Raw genomic sequence first — 15802 nt, 5'->3', positions numbered from 1 at the left:
CAAGTCATTAAAATCGTTATTTTTATAGTAAAAATACGTCAAAATGAAAGAAGGCTATATAATTCGGGACCAAAATTTACCATATTATATTACGGCAACTGTTGTCGATTGGATCGATATTTTTACCAGGCAAACTTACAGAGATAGTATAATAGAATCTTTGGATTACTGCATAAAAAACAAAGGAATGATTTTGTATGGTTATGTTATTATGAGCAATCACATTCATTTAATTATTCAATCGGAGGACGGGAAATTATCAGATTTGATAAGAGATTTTAAAAAATTTACCGCAAAAAACATTTTGGATAAAATCCAAGCTGTACCAGAAAGCCGAAAAGAATGGATGCTAGAACGCTTCAAACTAGCAGCAGAAAAGCATACAAGAAACAAAAATTATCAATTTTGGCAATACGGAAATCATGCAGAAGAGATTTATAGCAATAAATTTATGTGGTCTAAATTAGATTACATTCATCTGAATCCAGTAAGAGCCGGTTTAGTTGAAAAGGCTTCACACTATATTTATTCCAGCGCAAGCAATTACATAAATGATTCCGGATTATTAAAAATAGAAAAAGCAGATAATTCAATCATCAATGTTTTAGATTCGAATGCTTTTGTAAAATACAATCAGCAATGAAATAGTACAAAAGTCAGAGACTTTTATGATACTACCTAATTTAAACAGATGCTGAAAATTACGCAAAGTCAGAGACATTTGCGCAGCATACACAACAAACACTTCGGAAAGCAAGGTTATTTACTTTTAGTTAGTGTTCACGAGCGGGACGCTCGCGCTAGCATTGACAACATATAATGTGAAAAGCGAGATTGAAAATACTCTTCTAAAAAATAAATACATCCTGTAATTTGAATTTGCAAAACTTAAAGTTTGTTTTGTACTTTTAAAGCCTATTCGTTAACCGAAAAAATTTAAATTACAAGAATGAATTATCACTTTAGAAAAGCGGAACTATCTGAAATAGCTCCAATATGGGAAATTTTACAACAAGCTATACAACGAAGAAAAGAAGACGGGAGCAATCAATGGCAAGACGGCTATCCAAATCCGGAAGTTATACAAAAAGATATTGAAAAAGGGGAAGGATTTGTTTTGGTTGATGGAGAAACTATCATCGGTTATAGTGCCGTACTTATCAATGACGAACCTGCTTATGAGAAAATTGAAGGAAAGTGGCTAACGAATGGTGATTTTGTAGTACTGCACCGCGTTGCCATTTCTGAAAAGTATTTGGGTAAAGGCTTGGCTAAAATGATTCTCAAATACATAGAAGAATTTGCAGTAAGCAACAATATTTACAGCATAAAAGCAGACACCAATTTTGACAACATCGCCATGATGAAAATTTTTGAAAGTTCGGGTTATACGTATTGTGGCGAAGTATATTTTAGAGGAAGTCCTAGAAAAGCATACGAAAAAGTCTTAGCGAAACTGGACTAATTGAAATTTTGAAAACTTAAGGTGACAATAAAAAAAACCGCAAATTCGCAGATAAAAATAGTTAGCAACTGTTTCTATACTATGCGAATTTTCGGTGTTTTTTTTGAGAACAACTTATCTTAAACTACAGCTTCTTCTTCAGGAGCCGTTTCAAATTCCATGTGATCCACAATTTCTACTGCTGCTTCCGGTTTAGAACCTTTAAGCGCATTGAACCGTTCTAATTGTTCCAGTTCTCCTTCTTCACCACTGAAATAAGGAAAAACATCCATAATAGGTGATTCTGAAATTGCTGGTATGGTATAATCGCCCATCGTACCTTTCATTACACTAGTGGTGTTATCATAAGCTTCTTTTACATCATTAGCCTGCACTAATAAATACATATTGGTCTTGCGCTCTTTACCGCTTTCTTCGTCATACGCCAATAATGAAACTTTAGATCTAAACCAACGATCCGCATTTTCGAAAGGATGAATCTCTGCATAATTAGCCACTTTTATATTCGTGATTTTGAATTCTTCACTGATATACGCCGACATTTCTTCATTGATTCTGCTTTCTGCTTCTGTGTAGGATAACGCGTCTACCAAGTACGGTTCTGTCGTAATCTTTTGTCCGCCAGTTTCATCCGTTTTTCTATATTTTACCTTGCATTCGTACCAAATTGTGCTCATCTCTTTTTTTTTAAGGATGTCAAAGATAGATTTTAGAGGTTAAAAAATGTAGTATTCCTAAAATAGATATTCACAATTTCGGAAGAAGATTAGTGTTGTTATGAACTTTATTCTGGCCCTATATAAAATGTTAAAACAATGTTAAATAAAAACTAAACAGTTGTTTAAATTAAACACTTGTTTAGTTTTGTTTTTTGAAAAAATTAGATTCCATTGAAAAGTAATTTTAACGACAAACAAATTCAAATTCTCGAGGTTGCAGAAACACTTTTTGCAGAGAAAGGATTTGACGGTACTTCCATCCGAAACATAGCAAAAGTGGCAAAAATCAATATTGCCATGGTTTCCTACTACTTTGGTTCCAAAGAGCGATTATTGGAATCGCTTATTGTTTACAGAACTTCGGATCTTAAAAACCAATTAGAAAATTTATTGCAGGAAGATCTGGAACCTATTGACAAAATCAATAAACTGATTGAACTGTACATCAATAGAATCAATAGTAATCGAGGAATATATAGAATTTTACACTTCGAATTTACCTCCAAAAAGAGAGAACAAAATCTCCAAGCTTTTTCTGAATTAAAAAAAGGAAATTTAAAATCCCTTGAAACCATTATCGAGGAAGGCCAGAAAAAAGGCATTTTCAGAAAAGACGTTATTATTCCGCTTATCACACCTACAATTCTTGGGACTTTCTTTCATTTTCACATGAATAAACCTTTCTTCGAAAATTTATTAAACTTGAAAACTGAAGATTTATACAACAATTACATCAAAACCAATTTGACAAAGCACATTCAACAAACTATAAAAGCACTTCTGATATATGAAAGTTAGTCAACTCATGCTCTTTGGGATTTTCTTTATTGGAATTTCATCCGTAGCAGCACAAGAAAAAACAAGTTTAACATTGAACGAAGCCATTAATTTGGCTTGGACCAAGAGCAATGAAGTTACTCTGGCCAATACAAAAGTGAAAACTAAAAAGTACGAGCTGCAATCCACAAAAAACAATCAATATCCTGATTTGAAACTATCGGGTCAATACCAAAGATTGGCAAATGCATCGGTAGATTTTAAAATAAATCAAAATAATTCCGGTTCACAAGAACCGCTTCCTATAGTAAATCAATTGATGATTGGACAGTTGAACGCCAGTGTTCCTCTATTTTCTGGTTTTAAAATCCAAAACAGCATCAAAGTTTATGAGAATCTTTATGAAGCTGAAATGGCAACAGCATCACAAACCAAAGAAGAAATCGCTTTGCGCGTAATTGATTATTATGCTGGTTTGTACAAAGCTCAAAAAACAATTGAATTGCTGAAAGAAAATCAAAAAAGTGCACAACAACGTGTAACCGATTTTATTGAGCTCGAAAAAAATGGAATTATTCCTAAAAACGACCTTTTAAAATCACAATTACAAGCCTCTAAAATTCAATTGTCATTAGACGAGACGAATAATAATTTGAAAATTATCAACTTTTATTTGGTTACGCTTTTAAAATTAAATCCAGATACCAAACTGGAGATTCGTGAAAGTGATTTTGCCGATTTCCAAATGACGAATGTCCCAACAAATGAGTTGCCGGCATTAGAAAATCGTAAAGATTTAGAAGCAATTCGTTTCCAAGGAAAAGCAAGTGAAGCCAATATCAAAATAGCTAAAGGTTCCTATTATCCTGCAATTGCAATCATTGGCGGTTATACTACATTAGACTTGAGCAATGTTATCACCGTACAAAATGCGATGAATATTGGTGTGGGTATTTCCTATGACTTAAGTGCCATTCTTAAAAACGGAACACTGGTAAAACTGGCTGAAAATAAATTCCTTGAAGTACAAAACTCAGAAGCTATATTAACGGATTATATTAAAGTTCAGGTTCAAAAAGCAATTGAAGATTACGATTTAGCTTTGAAACAAAATGTAGTTTACGGACAAGCAGTAGAACAATCTTCGGAAAATTACCGAATCATAAAAGATAAATATGACAACGGACTTTCGGATACGAATGATTTACTGGAAGCTGATGTAGAGCAATTAAGTTCAAAAATCAATAAAGCATTGGCGCAAGCAAATACCATTCAAAAATACTACGAGTTACTGTCGGTAACTGGACAATTATCTCAAACCTTTACTATTTCAAAAAACTAATCATACCTACCATGGAAAAGAAAAAAACAAATACAAAATTTATTATTATCCTAGTGGCTTTGGTAGTTTTAGGTGGAACTTACGGAACTTATAAATACATGCATTCCTTGGCTCACGAAGAAACAGACGATGCGCAAATTGAAAAAAACATGAATCCTATTATTCCAAGAGTTTCAGGATATGTGGATAAAGTGTACATCAAAGACAATGATTTTGTAAAGAAAGGCGATACGCTTTTTACTATCGATAAAAGAGATTACCAACTGAAAATTGAAGAAGCTAATGCTGCAATGGTTGGCGCTGAAGGTAGTTTTGAAGTTTCTAAAGCGGATATTGGAAGTGCTTTGGCTAACATTTCAGTTTCTGATGCTAATGTGCAATCAGCGGGTGGAAATATCGAATCGGCAAAAATCAGATTGGATCGTATTACGAGTGATTACAACAGATATAACAATTTATACAAAAGTCATTCGATTACAAAACAACAATACGAGCAAGCTCTGGCTGCAAAATTGGAAGCAGAAAGCCAAGTGCGCGTTTTACAACAACAACAAAGAGCGAGTGCTTTTCAAAAATCAGTAATTGTAGCTAAATCTAAAGTTTCAGACAAACAAACGGAAGTGGCTGCTGCCAATATCAAAAGAGCTAAAGCGTTGCTTGATGCGGCAAAATTAAATTTGACTTACACCGCTGTAACTGCTGCGATTGATGGTCAGGTTTCTAAAATTGACATTCAGCCAGGACAATTAGTGCAACCGGGACAATCGTTATTTTATATTATCAACAACAAAGAAGCTTGGGTAATTGCTAATTTCAAAGAAACGCAATTGAACAAAATGGTAATTGGTCAAAAAGTTACCGTAAAAGTAGATGCGTATCCCGGTTACGATTTCCAGGGTTCAATCACTTCGTTCTCACCTGCTACAGGTTCTCGTTTTTCATTACTTCCTCCTGATAATGCTACAGGAAACTTTGTGAAAACAATCCAAAGATTGCCCGTTAAAATAAGTTTGAACACATCCAATGATCCTGAGAAAATAAAATTACTTCGCCCGGGAATGAATGTGGATGTAGATGTACATTTAAAATAAATTCACCCTTTTGGTGATTTCCAAAATGGCAAAAACGGCAATACTTTTAAGAAAATGATAGTTTACACTTTAGTATAAAATGGTACAAACAGGAGAAGATGATTTAGTAGAATATGGCTTTAGAAGAGTCATAATTACCATTACAGCCGTTCTTTGTGCTATGCTTGAAATTGTAGATACTACAATTGTAAATGTAGCTTTAAATAATATGCGAGGCAGCCTTGGTGCATCACTTACTGATGTGGCTTGGGTAATCACAGCTTACGCTATTGCAAATGTGATTGTGATTCCTATGACGAGTTGGTTGTCACAACAATTTGGGCGTCGGAATTATTTTGCGGTTTCCATCATTATATTCACGGTCGCTTCCTTTTTATGCGGTAATGCCAATAATATTTGGGAATTAGTTGCTTTTAGATTCATTCAAGGATTAGGCGGTGGCGCTTTATTAGTAACTGCACAAACCATAATTACAGAAAGTTATCCTGTTGCCAAAAGAGGAATGGCACAAGCTATTTACGGAATGGGAGTTATTGTAGGACCTACTCTTGGTCCGCCTTTGGGAGGTTATATTGTAGATCATTTTTCATGGCCGTATATCTTTTATATCAACATTCCTATCGGAATTATAGCTACTTTATTGACTTTATCTTTTGTAAAAAGTCCTAAATATGGTGACAAACTAAAAGCCAGTCAGGTCGATTGGTGGGGAATCTTTCTCTTAACGGCTTTTATTGGGTCGTTACAATATGTTTTGGAACACGGTCAGCAAGACGATTGGTTCAATAATAGTACGATTGTATTGTTATCTGTTATTTCAGTTTTTGGTTTACTGCTCTTTATTTGGAGAGAACTAACCTATAAACATCCAATCGTAAATTTAAGAGTTTTAAAAGATACCAACTTAAGAATAGGAACCATTATGTGTTTTATTCTAGGTTTCGGATTATATGGTTCTACCTTTATCATTCCTATTTACACCCAATCCGTTTTAGGTTGGAGTGCTTTGGATGCCGGTTTGTTGTTAATTCCAAGTTCCATTACGACTGGGATTATGATGCCATTCATTGGTAAAATGATTCAGCGTGGTGTACCGCAAGCGTATATGGTAGCTGCTGGGTTTTTGTTGTTTTTCTTTTTTACGTATTGGATGCAACAAGTTATCACACCAGATTCTGGAGAAGAACATTTATATTGGCCGTTGATACTAAGAGGAATTGGATTGGGATTGTTATTTGTTCCTATTTCTACACTTTCATTATCAACCTTAAAAGGAAAAAGTATTGGTGAAGGAGCTGCTTTTACGGGAATGATGCGACAATTGGGAGGTTCTTTTGGTATTGCCATTATCACCACTTTTATTGCCCGATTCAATCAGGAACACCGAGTAAATCTTATTTCGCATCTTAATGTGACATCTTATGAAGTACAAAAAACGGTGCAACAACTAAAAATGGGATTCATGTCCAAAGGCTATTCTGAGAATGAAGCTTTGGCAAAAGCCTACAAAGCCATTGAATACAAAGTAATGGTACAAAGCTCTGTACTCTCTTATATGGACATCTTTTTATACTTAGGCGCGTTATTTTTATTTTGTATTCCTTTTATTCTTTTGATAAAAAAAGGAAAAAACAAAATCAATCCTGCCGATGCAATGCATTAATATTAAAGCATAAAAAACGCCGTTATCATTATGAAAACGGCGTTTTTTTTATTTGTTTAAAATATATTAGCGGGTAAAAACCAAATGATTTCCTTCCGATAAATTAGCGTCAAATTGATAACCATCGTAATTGAAACCTTTTAAATCTTCTATCGTTTGAGCATTGGTATCAATAATATAACGTACCATCATTCCCCTCGCCTTCTTAGCAAAAAAACTGATTATTTTAAGTTTTCCATTTTTATAATCTTTGAATTCCGGAGTAATTACAGGAACTTTCAACGCCTTAACATCAATTGCCGAAAAATATTCATTACTGGCTAAATTGACAAACAACTCGCCTTTTTCAAGCTCTTTATTTAAAGCTTTAGTAACAATTGGTTTCCAAAACTCATATAAGTTTTTGCTTTCGCCAATGGGTAATTTGGTTCCCATTTCCAGTCGATACGCTTGAATCAAGTCTAATGGTTTTAGCAAACCATACAAACCGGATAATATTCTCAAACGATCTTGTAAAGCTTCTATCTTTTTTTCAGAAATCGAATAGGCATCTAATCCAATGTACACATCACCATCAAAAGCATACACTGCCGGACGTGCATTTGAAGTAGTAAAAGGTGTTTTCCAATCTTGATTTCGCTTCCAGTTCAAATCAGCCAGTTTATCTGAAATACTCATTAAATCTGATAAATCAGTGGGCTTTTTTTCTTTTAAAACTTTGTGAACTTGTCGCGATTCTTTTAAAAATAAAGGTTCGGTGTGCAATTGAGTGGGTAACTCTTTTTCAAAATTTAAAGACTTGGCTGGCGATATTACAATTTTCATACACAATACTCTTTCGAGTTCTTTTTATTAATTCTCCCAAAAGTACTAATTGAAATCAAGAAATCAAGAATCTTTAAATTGATTTGTTTAATAGTGCCATAGATAATGAAAATTGTTCCCTAATTTAATTATTTTTGAGTTGTAAATAAACCAAACAACCTTATTTTAACTATGAACCCAATTGAAATTAGAAAAGCAACACTATCCGATTTGAAAACAATTCAAAAGATAAGTATCCAAACTTTTATAGAGACTTTTGCTGCTGTAAATACACCCGAAAATATTGCCAATTATATAAAAGACAGCTTAAATACGGAACAATTAACGGCTGAATTGAACAATGCTAATTCTCAGTTTTATGTAGCGTATTCGAATACAGAAGCTGTTGGATATTTAAAAATAAACTTTGGTGATGCCCAAACCGAAACCATTAACAAAAATGCTTTAGAAGTACAACGGATTTATGTTTTGCAAACTTTTCATGGAAAAAACATTGGTCAGCTGTTGCTTGACGAAGTAAAAAAGATTGCACAACACACTGGCGTTGAATATATTTGGCTTGGTGTCTGGGAAGAAAATCACAGAGCACTTCGATTTTATGCTAAAAATGGATTTGTTGTATTTGACAAACACGTTTTTACGTTAGGAAATGACGAACAAACCGACTTATTGATGCAACTTTTAATCAAATAATAATGAGTACTACTTTATCCTCTGAAACTGAAAAGCCAGTCCGAATCCTGAACGCAGCCGTAATCGTGGCCGCACTGGGTTATTTTGTTGATATCTATGACTTATTGCTTTTTGGAATCGTTCGTACCGACAGTCTAAAAGATTTAGGGATAACCGGTGATGCCATCAGGAATCAGGGAGAATTTTTGATTAGTATGCAAATGTTCGGGATGCTTTTTGGCGGTATTCTTTGGGGAATTTTAGGTGATAAAAAAGGACGAATTTCTGTTTTATTTGGTTCTATCTTAATTTATTCGGTGGCCAATATTGCTAACGGAATGGTGACCACCGTTGATGGATATGCGTTCTGGAGATTGATAGCGGGAATTGGTCTTGCAGGAGAATTAGGCGCCGGAATTACTTTGGTAACCGAAAGTCTGCCCAAAGAAAAACGAGGTTACGGAACTATGATTGTAGCATCTGTAGGTGTTTCGGGTGCGGTTGTAGCTTATTTAGTCTATCAGATTTTTCAAGATTGGCGTTTGTGTTATTACGCAGGTGGCGTTTTAGGACTGCTATTATTGTTTTTACGAATCAGTATTTCTGAATCGGGTATGTTCAAAAAAGTACAGGAAAGCGACGAGAAAAAAGGCGACTTCCTTTCATTATTTACCGATAAAAAACGTTTTTCAAAATACATCCAATGTATTCTTATCGGAATTCCGTTGTGGTTTTTAGTTGGCGTATTAATTACTTTCTCCCCGGAATTTGCCAAAGCATTAGGCGTTCAAGGTTTCGAAACGATTGCCGCAGGAAAAGCAATCGCTTGGTGTTACGGCGGATTGGTTTTTGGAGATATTGCCAGCGGATTATTAAGTCAGTGGCTGAAAAGTCGAAAAAAAGTGATGTACTTGTTTCTGACTTTTAATCTGATTATGGTTTTTATGTTCCTCAATGCTTTTGGAATTTCAGCATCCACTTTTTATCTCCTTTGTTTTATAATGGGCTTCTCCGTAGGATATTGGGTCTTGTTTGTCACTATTGCAGCAGAGCAGTTTGGAACAAATATTCGTGCAACAGTAACTACAACGGTTCCAAATTTTGTTCGGGGTTCGTTGCCACTGATTATTATCATTTATGGCTTTTTCAGAGACACTGTTTTTGAAGGCGACATCTTAAAATCGGCAATGATTGTTGGAACACTATTATCGGTAATTTCAATTTTGGCACTTTGGAAACTAAAAGAAACCTTCCATACGGATTTAAATTATTCCGAAAACGAAATCCAACCTTTCGTATAGCTTTCTTATTTTAAATCTAAAATGAAATGGAATATATCATCATTTGTCTTGCTGCAGTAATAGGTTCAGGTTTGACATTATTTTCCGGATTTGGTCTTGGAACACTGCTTGTTCCAGTCTTTGGACTATTTTTTCCTATCGAAATGGCTATTTTACTTACGGCAATAGTTCATTTTCTAAACAATCTATTTAAATTGTTTTTATTGGGTAAAAGTGCTAATCTAAATGTTGTTTTACGCTTTGGGATTCCTGCAATTATTTTTGCATTTCTTGGCGCTTATGTACTTTCCTTATTGACAGATATGCAACCGCTAACGGATTATCAAATAGGAAATCACACTTTTGAAATTATGCCAATCAAACTAATTATTGGAATTGTGCTGCTGTTTTTCTCTTTATTTGAAGTCGTTCCTAGTTTGACCAACTTACAGTTTGACAAGAAATACCTTCCTGTAGGAGGAATTTTGAGTGGTTTTTTTGGTGGTCTTTCCGGGAATCAAGGTGCTTTGAGAGCTGCTTTTTTGATAAGAGCCAATTTATCCAAACAATCCTTCATTGCAACCGGCGTAGTAATCGCTTGTTTAGTGGACATTTCCAGACTAACCGTTTATTCCAAACAAATACTGAACAATCAAAGTCAATTTGATTACACTTTACTGATTCTAGCAACACTTTCGGCATTTATTGGAGCATATTTTGGCAATAAATTACTAAAAAAAGTTACGCTAACAACCATTCAGAATATAGTGACTTTCATGCTTATCCTATTTGCCGTTTTGTTGATTATGGGAATTATCTAATCCTAAAAAATGATTTTTGCCAATCAATCCGTTCACTAATTTAAGAATGAAAATAAAATAACTATGACTAATTTCACTGACAATAATAAAGGTAATGCTGTTGACGACTATTTAATTAACCTACCGGAAGAACAAAGAGTTACTTTAGAAAACTTACGGAAAATCATTAAAAAAGTAGCGCCAGAAGCGGAAGAATTCATTAGTTATAAAATGCCTGCTTATAAATTTCATGGCATGTTATGTAGCTTTGCGGCATTCAAAAATCATTGCAGTTTTTATCCTTGGAATGCAACCACTGTTGAACAATTTAAAGATGAATTAAAAGATTTCAGTTTAGCAAGCGGTACCATTCGTTTTACTACTGAAAAACCAATTCCTGAAGCACTTTTAAAAAAAATCATTCAAGCAAGAATGAAGAATAATTTAAACAAGTCTAAAAAATAATGGAATAACAACAAATCTTAAAGACTAATTGGCAACAATTTTATAAGTAGGATCTTCCAGAATATTTACTTCAATTACGCTATCCGCATTTTTTAATAACGTTCTGCAATCAGCACTTAAATGTCGTAAATGAACTGTTTTATTGAGCTTTGCATACCGTTCCGTAATTTTATTCACGGCATCAATCGCACTCATATCGGTAATTTTACTTTCTTTAAAATCAATAATAACTTCATTTGGGTCATTTGCAACATCAAATTTTTCTAAAAAAGCAGTTGTCGATCCAAAAAATAAAGGACCATATATTTCATAATGCTTCACTCCTTTTTCATCCATATATTTCTTAGCCCGAATTCTTTTGGCACTTTCCCAAGCAAAAACCAAAGCAGAAATAATTACTCCAATTAAAACGGCTAAAGCCAAATTATGCAAGACAATAGTCATCAATGCCACCAATACTCCAACAAAAATATCGTGCTTTGGCATTTTATTGATGATTCTAAAACTCGCCCATTCAAATGTTCCAATTGACACCATGATCATCACGCCAACTAAAGCCGCCATAGGCAATTGCTCAATTATTGGAGCACCAAATAAAATAATTCCAAGTATCGTCAACGCAGCAATAATTCCCGACAATCGCGCTCTGGAACCAGCCGAAAGATTCACTAAAGTTTGAGCAATCATAGGACATCCTCCCATCCCGAAGAAAAAACCATTCAAAATATTTGCACTTCCTTGTGCAATGCATTCTCGATTTCCGTTTCCTTTTGTCTCCGTAATTTCGTCCACTAAATTCAACGTCAATAAGCCTTCCGTTAATCCAACGGAAGCCATGATTAAAGCGTACGGAAATATAATTTGCAGCGTTTCAAGATTTATTGGAATATTCGGAATGTGAAATGGCGGAAAACCACCACTTACTGAAGCAATATCACGTACGGTTTTGGTCTCGATTCCAAAGAAAAAAACCAATGCAAAAACCACAATAATAGCTACTAATGACGCTGGAACTGCTTTGGTAACTTTTGGGAAAAAGAATACAATTCCAATTGTCAACGCAACTAAACCCAGCATAATCAACATGGGACTTCCAGAAATCCACTCGCTTTTTCCGTTGACAATGGTTTTGAATTGTTCTAATTGTGACATAAAAATAACAACCGCTAATCCATTCACAAATCCAAACATTACGGGCTGCGGCACTAAACGGATGAATTTTCCGAGTTTAAAAACGCCCACTAAAATTTGTAAAATCCCCGCTAAAGCAACTGCTGCAAAAACATATTCTACCCCATTTGATTTCATTAAAGCGATTAAAACAATCACGGTTGCTCCCGCTCCTCCAGAAACCATTCCGGGTCTGCCTCCCAATATTGCGGTAACCAACCCCATTATAAAAGCGGCATATAAACCTACTAATGGCGGGAATCCAGCCAATATCGCAAAAGAAAGCGACTCTGGAATCATAGTCATGGCGACGGTCAATCCTGCTAAGATTTCTGTTTTATAATCAACAACTTGCTTAAAATCAAATAATTTAAAATATTTTTTCATGTTTAAGGTAACTGGGTATGTCAATAGTGGCATTGGAATTTCTAAAATAAAAATCCCGATAGAAGTCAATAAAAATAATACAAAACTGTATCAATAAATTGGTGCAATAGGATTAAATCCGAGTAGTATGACTGAGAAAAAAAATCAAACTCCTTTTCAGAGAGTGGCAAAAATAAAACTTTTTATTCGATGTGTAAAATAGAAATCGGAATTGCGTAAATTTGGCAAAAATTTACCTTTACTTGAAATGTTCCTTAAAATTTATGATTTTGTACCCTAAATAAGTAGTATAAATTATAATAAATTGATTTTGAAACTCATACATTGGTTAAAAAATACTCACTTATTAATTTAAAGATTTGGTAAAGCATCCTTTCGATAAAAATTTAAAACATGAAATTAATATATATTTTCCTTTTTATAACAGTATTGAATAGTGCTTATTCTCAAGCTCCAAATGACTATTTTGAAAAGATTAGAAACAACGAAGCGGAACTAACCGCTTTCTTTTCCCAAATGCCAAAAGGAGGCGATTTGCACCACCATTATTCCGGTTCGATTTATGCTGAACCCTTATTACAACACGCTATTGCTGATGATTTTTATCTCAATACCGAAACGATGGATGTTCTAAAAGAAAGACCTTCAAACGGAAACTGGGAACAATTTTCGACATTAAAAAGCAACGGAACATTAGACGCTTACAAACAAAAAATAATGCAAAAATGGTCTGTAAAAGACTATAATTATGTGGATTACCCATCCGATAAGTTGTTTTTTGAATCCTTTATGAAGTTTGAACCGGCCATCAAAGGGAATTTTGGACAAGGTTTATTGGAACTAAAAAACAGAGCAATTTCAGAAAATGTAAGTTATATTGAAACGCAATTATCTACGATTCCAACCACAATGATTACCGATGATTTGACGCAATTCAATTCCAGATTGCGAAAATTGGCTTTGGCAAAAGATGAAAAAGCCATTACTAAGTCGCTTGATTCGTTATACAATTCATTCCTGAAAAAAGATGCGGAGTCCTATGCCACAGCGTTCAACACCAATTTTGTAGCTAAGCTTCACAAAGACCTTAAAATTGATGATAAACAATTTACGATGCGCTATCAAAATTTTGTATTGCGTTTCATGGAACCAGTAGATTTATTTAAAAATCTGGTAATCGCATTCATTTCGGCCGATGAAAGTCCGCTGATGGCAGGAGTTAACATTGTTTCTCCGGAAGATGGTGAAACCTCGATGAAAGATTATTGGTTGCACATGATGATGTTTAAATACTGCCATTCCCGTTATCCAAATGTGAAATACACGATGCATGCCGGCGAGCTGACTCTTGGATTGGTGCAACCGGAAGAGCTGACTTGGCACATTGGCGCAGCCGTTTATACCGCAGGAGCAAATCGTATTGGTCACGGAGTAGCTATGGCGTACGAGAAAGATTCCTATAATTTATTGCGCTACATGGCGAAGAAAAGCATTCCTATCGAAATCAACTTAGTGAGTAACGAGTTCATTTTGAAAGTGAAAGAAAGCCGTCATCCGCTGACCTTGTATAAAGAATTTGGCGTTCCCATCGTAATAAGCACAGATGATGCAGGGATTTTGCGTACCAATATGACTGAGCAATATGTTTTGTTAGCCAAAAGATACAAAGACGTTTCGTATACGGATATCAAGCAATTTGTTTACAACAGTATTAATTACAGTTTTATAAAAGAGGCTTCCGTAAAAAAGCAATTGCTTAAAGATTTAGACAGCAGATTTAAGGCTTTCGAAGCTAATTTTCCAATGAAATAAGTCATTTACAATGAACTGATTGAAATTTTTTCTTTCAAAAGCATAAAAAAAGTCCCATATTGGGGCTTTTTTTATGCTTTTGAATTATTATTTTTCTTATATTTGATACTACCTACTTGATTTACAAACTATTAAATACAAACTGTTTGTAAATGGCATTTCTTTATTTTAATTGTTTACTAACATGATAAATTATTGAAAAATGAGTAGATCTTTAATCTGGTATTTCCGAAGACATCCCTTATTGTACAAAATACGGTTTAGTTTACTTTCCAAAAAAGTCACTTTTGATAGGATTGAAAGTTTTTGTTACAATAACTTAAACAAGACTACTGAAATTCCCGAAATTTATTTTGAACTAAATCCGTTAATTTTTGGGAAGAATGAAACTGCAATAAGCGATCTTGATAAAGCAAAACAAATAGCCGTTTGGTTGAGAAACTATATAAAAGGTGGTCCCGGATTAGGTAAATCCTCAGATTCAACCTTAAGAAAAATGATAAATGGCGAAGGTGGCGTTTGCAGTGATTTTTCTCAAGTCTATAATAACTTCTGTGTCATAAACGATTTAAAAGTAAAAGAATGGGGATTAAAAATAGCGTCAGACGACCCATGTATTAAAGGTGGACATGCTTTTAATGAAATCTATTCCAAGGAATTAAAAAAATGGATTTTAATTGATGTTTCTAAATCAATACTTTTTTATTCCACAAATAAAACCGTTCCGCTCTCTGTTTTTGATCTTATCCATTTAAAAAATGAAAACCAAGAAATTTACTTTTCCAGTTTTAACGAAAAAAATATGATGGACAATAAAAGGATAACCAATTTATATCTTACATCTAATTCTTCTCCTTTTGTGATTACAAATTATCACAATAAAACCTATGATTCTTATCTAAATACACTAAAATTCATGCCAGGTCCTTTCATTCATGGCTTACTGTTTCTTATTGGAAAAAGTTATTTTTTTGAGTTTCCAAAATAGGAATAAATTTCCAAAAGATAAATTTTGATTGCATTTAGAATGACCCCTTTCTTTATTTTGTTTAAAATTGTAAAGTTTTTCGAGTTAAAATAAAGTTAAAAAAAATATTTTTTTTGTACTTTTAGATAAATATTTTCTTAAATTGGCAATACAAATAACTAACATTTAGATATTTAATCCTTGAAAATGCGGCCATTTCTAGGATGGCAAACAATATTGTAAAAGTTATTTAACAGAGACAATTTCTATTTCCAGTATTACGATCGTTAGCATACAAACAAAATATGTAAAATATGCAGTTTACAATAAACATATTGGTAGTAATTAAAAACAATTAGAATCAATC

General features: G+C 33.9%; 15 protein-coding genes. 12 read left to right on the top strand and 3 right to left on the bottom strand.

Annotated elements, in window-relative coordinates; all coding sequences use genetic code 11:
• Positions 1–43 precede the first annotated feature (43 nt).
• Both C8C87_RS05210 and C8C87_RS05205 read left to right on the top strand, forming a co-directional pair.
• On the top strand, positions 44–643 hold the full coding sequence (locus C8C87_RS05210) for a transposase (RefSeq protein WP_121341753.1): 600 nt from the start codon (positions 44–46) through the stop codon (positions 641–643).
• A gap of 306 nt (positions 644–949) precedes the next feature.
• Complete coding sequence (locus tag C8C87_RS05205) at positions 950–1465, top strand: GNAT family N-acetyltransferase (RefSeq protein WP_121341751.1); 516 nt, start codon at positions 950–952, stop codon at positions 1463–1465.
• Between the two features lie 119 nt (positions 1466–1584).
• Here C8C87_RS05205 and C8C87_RS05200 read toward each other — a convergent pair whose 3' ends face one another.
• Positions 1585–2142 carry a DUF4494 domain-containing protein gene (locus C8C87_RS05200; RefSeq protein ID WP_121341749.1) on the bottom strand — a complete coding sequence of 186 codons (558 nt, stop codon included), beginning with the start codon at positions 2140–2142 and terminating at the stop codon, positions 1585–1587.
• Between the two features lie 213 nt (positions 2143–2355).
• Between C8C87_RS05200 and C8C87_RS05195 the strand changes: the two genes are divergently transcribed.
• The 4 genes from C8C87_RS05195 to C8C87_RS05180 all read left to right on the top strand — a co-directional run bounded on the left by C8C87_RS05195 (position 2356) and on the right by C8C87_RS05180 (position 7057).
• Positions 2356–2982, top strand: coding sequence for a TetR/AcrR family transcriptional regulator (locus C8C87_RS05195; RefSeq protein WP_369869774.1), 627 nt, complete (start codon positions 2356–2358; stop codon positions 2980–2982).
• On the top strand, positions 2972–4303 hold the full coding sequence (locus C8C87_RS05190; protein WP_121341743.1) for a TolC family protein: 1332 nt from the start codon (positions 2972–2974) through the stop codon (positions 4301–4303). The genes C8C87_RS05195 and C8C87_RS05190 overlap by 11 nt, the downstream gene beginning before the upstream one ends.
• 11 nt (positions 4304–4314) lie before the next feature.
• Positions 4315–5394 (top strand): HlyD family secretion protein, encoded by a 1080-nt coding sequence (locus C8C87_RS05185; protein ID WP_099715821.1) that lies wholly within the window; start codon positions 4315–4317, stop codon positions 5392–5394.
• Between the two features lie 79 nt (positions 5395–5473).
• Entirely contained in the window at positions 5474–7057 is a 1584-nt protein-coding gene (locus C8C87_RS05180) for a DHA2 family efflux MFS transporter permease subunit (RefSeq protein WP_099715822.1), read from the top strand.
• 66 nt (positions 7058–7123) lie between these two features.
• On the opposite strand, the gene yaaA is transcribed toward C8C87_RS05180, so the two are convergent.
• Positions 7124–7882: a peroxide stress protein YaaA gene (gene yaaA, locus C8C87_RS05175; RefSeq protein ID WP_121341740.1), complete on the bottom strand. Its 759-nt coding sequence runs from the start codon at positions 7880–7882 to the stop codon at positions 7124–7126.
• Between the two features lie 171 nt (positions 7883–8053).
• Between yaaA and C8C87_RS05170 the strand changes: the two genes are divergently transcribed.
• From C8C87_RS05170 to C8C87_RS05155, 4 genes are all read left to right on the top strand, one after another.
• Positions 8054–8575 (top strand): GNAT family N-acetyltransferase, encoded by a 522-nt coding sequence (locus tag C8C87_RS05170; RefSeq protein WP_121341737.1) that lies wholly within the window; start codon positions 8054–8056, stop codon positions 8573–8575.
• A gap of 2 nt (positions 8576–8577) precedes the next feature.
• Entirely contained in the window at positions 8578–9855 is a 1278-nt protein-coding gene (locus tag C8C87_RS05165; protein ID WP_121341736.1) for an MFS transporter, read from the top strand.
• A gap of 26 nt (positions 9856–9881) precedes the next feature.
• Positions 9882–10655 (top strand): sulfite exporter TauE/SafE family protein, encoded by a 774-nt coding sequence (locus C8C87_RS05160; protein ID WP_121341734.1) that lies wholly within the window; start codon positions 9882–9884, stop codon positions 10653–10655.
• Positions 10656–10718: 63 nt separating this feature from the next.
• A complete protein-coding gene (locus tag C8C87_RS05155; protein WP_121341731.1) occupies positions 10719–11099 on the top strand; it encodes an iron chaperone in 381 nt (126 codons plus the stop codon).
• Positions 11100–11123: 24 nt separating this feature from the next.
• Here C8C87_RS05155 and C8C87_RS05150 read toward each other — a convergent pair whose 3' ends face one another.
• Complete coding sequence (locus C8C87_RS05150) at positions 11124–12656, bottom strand: SulP family inorganic anion transporter (RefSeq protein WP_121343294.1); 1533 nt, start codon at positions 12654–12656, stop codon at positions 11124–11126.
• Positions 12657–13049: 393 nt separating this feature from the next.
• Between C8C87_RS05150 and C8C87_RS05145 the strand changes: the two genes are divergently transcribed.
• Entirely contained in the window at positions 13050–14468 is a 1419-nt protein-coding gene (locus tag C8C87_RS05145; protein WP_121341728.1) for an adenosine deaminase, read from the top strand.
• 202 nt (positions 14469–14670) lie between these two features.
• The gene (locus tag C8C87_RS05140; RefSeq protein ID WP_121341725.1) at positions 14671–15456 is read left to right on the top strand and encodes a transglutaminase domain-containing protein; all 786 of its coding nucleotides are present in this window, start codon (positions 14671–14673) and stop codon (positions 15454–15456) included.
• Positions 15457–15802: the final 346 nt, after the last annotated feature.

The organism is Flavobacterium sp. 120 (assembly GCF_003633605.1).
GTDB classification, from domain to species: domain Bacteria; phylum Bacteroidota; class Bacteroidia; order Flavobacteriales; family Flavobacteriaceae; genus Flavobacterium; species Flavobacterium algoritolerans.
The sequence above is the reverse complement of the archived record's forward strand: the minus strand, read 5'-3'. Positions and strand labels throughout refer to the sequence as shown.